Annotated in this window: 8 protein-coding genes and 1 pseudogene; 1 reads left to right on the top strand and 8 read right to left on the bottom strand. The window is 70.7% G+C overall.

All coding sequences use genetic code 11. The features are described from left to right. The 7 genes from pheT to infC all read right to left on the bottom strand — a co-directional run. The coding region (gene pheT / locus HY68_RS22125; protein WP_041991476.1) for a phenylalanine--tRNA ligase subunit beta at positions 1-1,850 on the bottom strand (1,850 nt) is incomplete at its 3' end. Next, positions 1,850-2,977, bottom strand: coding sequence for a phenylalanine--tRNA ligase subunit alpha (gene pheS / locus HY68_RS22120; RefSeq protein WP_041991474.1), 1,128 nt, complete (start codon positions 2,975-2,977; stop codon positions 1,850-1,852). The genes pheT and pheS, both read right to left, overlap by 1 nt. Before the next feature lie 111 nt (positions 2,978-3,088). Beyond that, positions 3,089-4,171 (bottom strand): ATP-binding protein, encoded by a 1,083-nt coding sequence (locus HY68_RS22115; RefSeq protein WP_041991472.1) that lies wholly within the window; start codon positions 4,169-4,171, stop codon positions 3,089-3,091. Between the two features lie 146 nt (positions 4,172-4,317). Continuing rightward, positions 4,318-5,160 (bottom strand): RNA methyltransferase, encoded by an 843-nt coding sequence (locus HY68_RS22110; RefSeq protein ID WP_041991470.1) that lies wholly within the window; start codon positions 5,158-5,160, stop codon positions 4,318-4,320. Positions 5,161-5,321: 161 nt separating this feature from the next. Beyond that, positions 5,322-5,708 carry a 50S ribosomal protein L20 gene (gene rplT / locus HY68_RS22105; protein WP_041991468.1) on the bottom strand — a complete coding sequence of 129 codons (387 nt, stop codon included), beginning with the start codon at positions 5,706-5,708 and terminating at the stop codon, positions 5,322-5,324. A gap of 100 nt (positions 5,709-5,808) precedes the next feature. Further along, on the bottom strand, positions 5,809-6,003 hold the full coding sequence (gene rpmI / locus HY68_RS22100) for a 50S ribosomal protein L35 (protein WP_041991465.1): 195 nt from the start codon (positions 6,001-6,003) through the stop codon (positions 5,809-5,811). A 128-nt stretch (positions 6,004-6,131) separates the two neighbouring features. Continuing rightward, entirely contained in the window at positions 6,132-6,815 is a 684-nt protein-coding gene (infC, locus tag HY68_RS22095; protein WP_078863721.1) for a translation initiation factor IF-3, read from the bottom strand. Positions 6,816-7,165: 350 nt separating this feature from the next. Here infC and HY68_RS22090 point away from each other — a divergent pair, with 350 nt between their 5' ends. Next, a complete protein-coding gene (locus HY68_RS22090; protein ID WP_041991461.1) occupies positions 7,166-7,546 on the top strand; it encodes a DUF1844 domain-containing protein in 381 nt (126 codons plus the stop codon). A gap of 76 nt (positions 7,547-7,622) precedes the next feature. On the opposite strand, the pseudogene HY68_RS22085 reads toward HY68_RS22090, so the two are convergent. Beyond that, positions 7,623-7,845 (bottom strand): annotated as a pseudogene (locus tag HY68_RS22085) (SseB family protein); the annotation flags it as partial.

The raw sequence follows: 7,845 nt of genomic DNA, 5'->3' as shown, positions 1-7,845 counted from the left end.
TCGGTCGGCCGCCGGTCGACGGGTAGCCGGACCGGCACCGTCTCGTCGCCGGTCGGCCGGAACACCGGACCTGTCTCGAACAGCGCCAGGTCGTGCGAGCCACGGCCGTCGTTGCGGCGCAGCGCCCCGAGGAGTCCGGGCAGCAGCGTCGTGCGCAGCGCGGGCTCCTCGTCGGAGAGCGGGTTGACCAGCTTGACCGTACGGCGGCGCGCGTCGTCGGCCGGCAGTCCGAGCTGGTCGAGTACGGCGTCGCCGATGAACGGGTAGCTCAGCGCCTCGACATAGCCGGCGCCCGCGAGGGCGCGGCCGACGCGGCGGTGCAGCCGCTGCCGCTCGGTGAGGCCGCGGCCCGCCGGCGGGGTGGGCAGCGTGGAGGGCAGGTTCTCGTACCCCTCCAGCCGGATGACCTCTTCGGCGAGGTCGTTGGGCGCGTCGAGGTCGGGCCGCCAGGACGGCACGGTCACGACGAGTTCGTCCTGCCCGTAGACGTCGCAGCCGATCTCCTGGAGCCGCCGTACGACGGTCTCCCTGCCGTACGTGACACCCGCGACGCGGTCGGGGTGACCGGCCGGCATGCTGATCGTGTGCGGCGCCGACGGTGCGATGACCTCGGTGACACCGGCCTCGGCCGAGCCGCCGCCGAGCAGCACCAGCAGATCGACGGTCCGCTGCGCCGCGGCGGCGGTCGCCTGCGGGTCGGAGCCGCGCTCGAAGCGCTTGGACGCCTCGGAGGACAGCTTGTGCCTGCGGGCGGTACGGGCGATGGAGATCGCGTCGAAGTGCGCCGCCTCGATGACGACGTCGGTCGTGCCGTGCGCCTCACCGCTGTCGCCGTCGGTGCCGCCGTCGGCGATCTCCGTGTGGGCGCCGCCCATCACCCCGGCGAGCCCGATGGGGCCCCGGTCGTCGGTGATGACCAGGTCCTGCGGGTCGAGCGCCCGCTCGGTGTCGTCGAGGGTGGTGATCCGCTCGCCGGGCTGCGCGCGGCGCACCCCGATCGGCCCTTCGAGCCGGGAGCGGTCGTAGGCGTGCAGCGGCTGGCCGATCTCCAGCATCACGTAGTTGGTGATGTCGACGGCGAGCGAGATGGGCCGCATCCCGGCCTTCTGCAGCCTGCGCCGCATCCAGATCGGGGACTGCGCCTCGGGGTTGAGCCCGGTGACCGTGCGGAGCGTGAGCCGGTCGCAGCCCATCGGGTCGGAGACCTTCGCCGGGTAGCCGGACGCGCTGGGCGCCGGTACGTCGATGAGCGCCGGGTCGCGCAGCGGCAGCCCGTACGCGATGGCGGTCTCGCGGGCGATGCCGCGCAGCGAGAGGCAGTAGCCGCGGTCGGGCGTGACGGCGATGTCGAGGACCTCGTCCACCAGCTCCAGGAGCGCGATGGCGTCGGAGCCGACCTCGTGCTCGGGCGACAGCACGATGATGCCGTGCGTGCCGTCGTCGCCCATGTCCAGCTCGTCGCTGGAGCAGATCATGCCGTGCGACGTCCTGCCGTACGTCTTGCGCGCCGAGATGGCGAAGTCGCCGGGCAGCACGGCGCCCGGCAGGACCACGACGACCTTGTCGCCGACGGCGAAGTTACGGGCGCCGCAGACGATCTCCTGCGGCTCGCCCGTGCCGTTGGCGGTGCCGACGTCGACGGTGCAGAACCTGATGGGCTTCTTGAAGCCCTCCAGCTCCTCGATGGTGAGCACCTTGCCGACGACGAGCGGGCCCTTGAGTCCGGCGCCGAGCTGCTCGACCGCCTCGACCTCGAGCCCTGCGGAGACGAGCCGCGTCTGTACGTCACGGCCGGTCTCCGTCGCCGGCAGGTCGACGTACTCCCGCAGCCAGGAAAGCGGGACGCGCATCAGATCTCCATCCCGAACGGCCGGGTGAACCGGACGTCACCCTCGACCATGTCTCGCATGTCTTCGACGTTGTGGCGGAACATCAGCATCCGTTCGATGCCGAACCCGAAGGCGAATCCGCTGTACTTCTTGGGGTCGACACCGCAGGCGACGAGCACCTTGGGGTTGACCATGCCGCAGCCGCCCAGCTCGATCCAGCCCTCGCTGCCGCAGGTGCGGCAGGGCCGGTCGGGGTTGCCGACGGAGTCGCCGTGGCAGACGTAGCAGACCATGTCCATCTCGGCGGACGGCTCGGTGAACGGGAAGTAGTTCGGCCGCAGCCGGGTCGTCACCTCGGGCCCGAAGAGCGCCTGGACCATGTGGTCGAGGGTGCCCTTGAGGTCGGCCATGGTCAGGCCCTCGTCGACGGCCAGCAGCTCGATCTGGTGGAAGACCGGGGTGTGCGTGGCGTCCAGCTCGTCCGTGCGGTAGACCCGCCCGGGGCAGACGACGTAGACCGGCGGCTCCCGGTCGAGCAGGGTGCGCGCCTGGACGGGTGAGGTGTGCGTGCGCAGCACGACCCCCGACTCGTCGCCCTCGGTGCCCGCGGGGCCCTGGACGAAGAACGTGTCCTGCATCTGCCGGGCCGGGTGGTCGGGGACGAAGTTGAGCGCGTCGAAGTTGAACCACTCCGCCTCGACCTCGGGCCCTTCGGCGACCTCGTAGCCCATGGCGACGAAGACGTCGGCGACGCGCTCCATGAAGGTGGTCAGCGGATGCCGGGCGCCTGCCGGTACCCGGTCGTAGGGCAGTGTGACGTCCACCGCCTCCTCGACCAGGACCCGGGCGTCGCGCTCGGCCTCCAGCTCGCTCTGCCGGGCGGCGAGCGCCTTGCTGACGGCGCCGCGCGCCTGGCCGACCCGCTTGCCGGCCTCGGCCTTGGCCTGGGGCGGCAGCGCGCCGATCTCCCGGTTGGCGAGTGCGAGCGGTGAGGTGCCCGAGGTGTGCGCGGTCTTCGCGTGACCGAGCGCTTCGAGATCGCCCGCTGCGGCGAAGGCGGCGAGCGCCTCGTCCCGCATCCGGTCGATCTCTTGCGGTTTCAGTGCCTCGACCTCGACTGGGTCGTACGACTTGTTGGGTGCCGACATCTCTTCCCGTGCTTCCGGTTGGCTGGCGAAACGACCCTGCTCGCAGAGGACGCGAAAGCGCCAAAGGTCGAGTCTAAAGGTCGTACGGAGTGACGAAGCCCGTGGGCGTGCTCAGGTCAGATAGGCCGGAGCGCCGACGGGCAGGATAAATCGGAACTCGGCGCCGCCGCCGGGGCCGCGTCCCACGGTGATCGTCCCGCCGTGCGCCTCGACGATCCCCTTGACGATGTACAGGCCGAGGCCCGTGCCGCCGCGTTTGCTGCCGCGCCAGAAGCGGGTGAAGACGCGGCTCATCGACTCCTCGGGGATGCCGGGGCCTTCGTCGCACACCGTGACAGCCGTTCCCATCTCCGTAGTGGTCGTGCTTTCCGCCGGGTCGGCGGTCGGGTCGAGGGGCGCGGGGCCCACCTCGATGGTGACGGTTCCCTCGCCGTGGCGCACCGCGTTTTCCAGCAGGTTGCCGAGGATCTGGTCGATCTTGTCGGGATCGGCCCACAGATCGGGCAGCGGCTGCCGCATCCGGACGAGGAACCGGTCCGGCGCCTGGCCCGACGCGGTGTGCGCCTGTACGTGGCGGCCGACGGCCGCGGCCATGTCGACCGGCTGGCGGCGCACCTCAAGCCGGCCGGAGTCGATCCGGGAGATGTCGAGCAGTTCGGCGATCAGCCGGGTCACCCGGTTGGCGTCGGCGTCGACCGTCTCCAGCATCAGCCGCTTCTGGTCGTCGGTGAACCGCTCCCACTTGGCGAGCAGCGTCGCGGTGAAGCCTTTCACCGAGGTCAGCGGCGAGCGCAGCTCGTGCGCGACGGTGGCGATCAGCTCGGCATGGCTCAGTTCGGTACGCCGTCGCGCCTCGGTGCCGCGGATGCAGACGACGAGCCTGCGGACGGGTCCCGTGGGGTGCGTACGGACGTAGCGGACCGAGACGAGGACCTCACGGCCGCCGGGCAGCAGCAGGTTGCATTCGGGCTGGCCCGACCGGATGGCGAGCCCGCCGTACGGATCGGTCAGCGACCACCAGCGGCGGCCCTTCAGGTCCTCCAGCGGCAGCGCCCGCTCCAGCGGGCGGCCGATCGCCTCGGCGCACGGTAAGGCGGTGATACGGGCCGCTGCCGCGTTGAAGCTGATCACCTTGCCTGTCTCGTCGGCGACGACAAGGCCGTCGGGGAGATCGTCGGGGTCGATGGCCGGCACGTCGTATCCCCTTCCGGATCAGCGGATCGGGCATCTGTCGGACTGCTGTGGAGCTGCTGTGGGGCTTGTCCCGGGCCGCGGTCGGGCAGCGGTCGGGCTGTGGTCGGGCTTCTTCGAAGGCGCAACAGTACTAGGCGCCGTCCGGCCTAGGGAGCTGTCTTGCGCTGGGCACGGGCGGAGGCGTAAAGACATACGGCGGCGGCGGTCGCGAGGTTCAGACTCTCGGCCCTTCCGTGGATCGGGACGCGCACCACGGCGTCGGCGAGCGCGCGCGTCTCGTCCGGCAGCCCCCACGCCTCGTTGCCGAACACCCACGCGGTCGGGGCGCCCATCCGTCCCGCGTCCAGCTCGTCGTCCAGATCGCTGTGACCCGCACCGTCGGCGGCCAGGATCCGGGCGCCCGCATCCCGCAGCCCCTGGACGGCCTCCTCGACGGGAACGCCGACAGCCACCGGCAGATGGAAGAGCGAACCGGCCGACGCCCTCACCGACTTGGGGTTGTAGAGGTCGACGGACGCGTCGGTCAGGACGACGGCGTCGGCTCCCGCCGCGTCCGCGCAGCGCAGCACCGTACCGGCGTTGCCCGGGTCGCGTACGTGCGCGAGAACGGCCACGAGCCGGGGCCTGGCCCGTACGACGTCCTCGAACGGGGTGTCGAGGAAGCGGCAGACCCCGAGCAGGCCCTGCGGGCTGACCGTCTGGGACAGGTCGTCCAGCACGGCGTCGGCCGCGAGGTGCACCCGGGCGCCGGTGTCCCGGGCCGCCCGGACGATCTCGGCGTACCGCTCGGCGGCCTCGGCCGTCGCGAACAGCTCCACGAGCGTGGGCTCGCCGCCGGCCGGGCGGTGGGCGACCGCCTCCCGCACGGCCTGCGGCCCCTCGGCGATGAACCGGCGCTCCTTGCCGCGGAAGGCCCGCTTGGCGAGCCTGCGGGCCGCCGTGACGCGCGCTGAGCGCGGGGAGATCAGCTCGGGGGTGGGGGTGCCCATGATGCGGCGGCTCTCACTTCTGGCGGGGCGGACGTTCGACGGGGTGACGGCTGCCGGGTGACGGCTGCGGGGTGACGGCTACCGGACGGGCCGGGGAACGCACCGGACCCGCAGGCTCTCCGCCTGCGGGTCCGGTGGCTGTGCTGGGTGCGCGAGCGCGGTCAGGCCGCGGCCTTGGGCGCGTTGACGTCGCTCGGAAGCGCCTTCTGGGCGACCTCGACGAGCGCGGCGAACGCGTTCGTGTCGTTGACGGCCAGCTCGGCGAGGATCTTGCGGTCCACCTCGACGTTGGCGGCCTTCAGACCCTGGATGAAGCGGTTGTAGGTGATGCCGTTGGCGCGGGCAGCGGCGTTGATGCGCTGGATCCACAGCTGACGGAAGTCGCCCTTGCGCTTCTTGCGGTCGTTGTAGTTGTAGACGAGGGAGTGGGTGACCTGCTCCTTCGCCTTCCGGTACAGACGTGAGCGCTGGCCGCGGTAACCGCTGGCTGCCTCAAGGATTGCCCGGCGCTTCTTGTGGGCGTTGACTGCGCGCTTGACGCGTGCCACTTGTTAACTCCTAGTAGCTGGGTCACGGTGGGACGTGACCCGAGAACGGCATGGCCCCCGCAGGTCGGCGGGTGTGCCCTGTACTGGCCTAGGGCACGCCCTAGATGCCGAGAAGCTTCTTCGCCTTGGCGGCGTCTCCCGGGGCGAGCTCGACGGTGCCGGCGAGGCGGCGCGTCAGGGTCGAGGGCTTGTGCTCCAGGTAGTGGCGGCGGCCGGCGCGCTGGCGCAGGATCTTGCCGGAGCCGGTGACGCGGAAACGCTTCTTTGCACCGCTGTGGGTCTTGTTCTTCGGCATGACGCCGTTCTCTCCTCGTCATTGGCGCCCCCTGCCGGTCCGGACGGGCCGGCAGGCACGAGACGCCTTCTCAATGGTGATGGGGATGTCCGGACCGCGGTCCAGGGCGCCTGGTTGGCGCCCACGGATCACGCTTCGGAAGGTGCCTCGGCCTGGGCTTCGGCGCGAGCTTCGGCGGCGTCCGGGGACTCGTCGACATGCTCGTCGGGCGCGTAGCCCTGGCGTTCGGCCTTGCGGGCGGCCTGCGCCTCGCGTGCCTCGGCCATGGCCTCGGTCTTCTTCTTGTGCGGGCCGAGAACCATGATCATGTTTCGGCCGTCCTGCTTCGGGTTCGACTCGATGAACCCGAGGTCCTCGACGTCCGAAGCGAGCCGCTGCAGCAGTCGGAAGCCGAGTTCCGGCCTGGACTGCTCGCGACCACGGAACATGATCGTGATCTTGACCTTGTCACCCTGCTTGAGGAACCGGACGACGTGACCCTTCTTGGTGTCATAGTCGTGCGGGTCGATCTTCGGCCGGAGCTTCATCTCCTTGATGACCGTGTGCGCCTGGTTCTTGCGCGCCTCACGGGCCTTCATGGCCGACTCGTACTTGAACTTCCCGTAGTCCATGAGCTTGCACACGGGCGGACGGGCTGTCGCCGCGACCTCGACCAGGTCCAGGTCGTACTCCTGTGCAAGTTCCAGGGCCTTGGCAAGCGGCACGATGCCGACCTGCTCGCCACTGGGACCGACCAGTCGCACCTCGGGAACGCGAATCCGGTCGTTGATGCGGGGCTCGGCGCTGATGGATCCTCCTCGGTAGCACCACACGACTGCCTGGCAGACAGCCGCGTAACGTCTGTTTCGTCAGACCAACCGTGGCGGGACAACAAAAATGCCCCGGACGGGACACAGGCGGCAGCTCCGTGAATACCGGAACACCGCCGCGTCTACCGCGGGGCGTATCGGGCGGCTCCATCGTCCGTACGGAACGATGGGCGCCACCTGACCGGTGACCCGCCGCCCGGTAAGGGCGGTCAGGTGGGAGATCGGAGCCTCCACTTGTGGGCCGGACATACAGATGTCCAGCCGGTCGTCACTCCAGGTTAGCACCTCTCCCCCGCGGGAGCTAACCGGCGGCACGGGAGGCTGTTCGAGCGATACGCCCTAGGGTGTGGGGCATGAGCGACGCTACCTCTCCCCAGGACTCCTCGGAGCCCACGGCATCCCCCGACTTCGACGCCATGACCCGCGACATCGCGGAGGTGCCCGCCGTCGAGGTGATCGTCACCGTCGCGGTCAATCTGATGAGCGCCGCCGCGGTGAAGCTCGGGCTCACCGAGGAGGGTGAGGAACACAAGGACCTCGACGAGGCGCGCAAGCTGATCATGGCGCTGGCCGGGCTGATGGACGCGAGCACGACGGAGATCAGCTCGTTCCACGCGGCGCCGCTGCGGGACGGTCTGAAGTCGCTCCAGCTGGCGTTCCGCGAGGCGTCGGTCGTACCGGACGAGATCGGCCAGGGCCCCGGCGAGAAGTACACCGGGCCGGTCTACGGCTGAGCCGGCTGACGGCTGACGGCTGACGGCTGACGGCTGACGGCTGACGGCTGACGGCTGACGGCTGAGCGTCGGTTCTTTACGGCCGTACGTACAGGGGCTCGCCCGGCGGTGCCGCTTCCGGCGGCAGCAGGGCCAGATCCAGGCCGCGCACCAGCCGGGCCCTGAGCACCTCGTCGGCGGCCAGCGCCTCGGCGATCCTGCGGGCCGCTTCGGCGGGCGGCGCCGCGTCGTCCAGTACGAGCGCGAGGGTGCCGTCCGCGCTGCCGGGGCCGAGATGCGCGCGCCGCACGGCGGGCTCG

It is taken from the genome of Streptomyces sp. AcH 505 (assembly GCF_000818175.1).
Lineage (GTDB): Bacteria > Actinomycetota > Actinomycetes > Streptomycetales > Streptomycetaceae > Streptomyces.
Note: the sequence above shows the minus strand (reverse complement) of the source record. Positions and strands in the feature narration are given on the sequence as shown.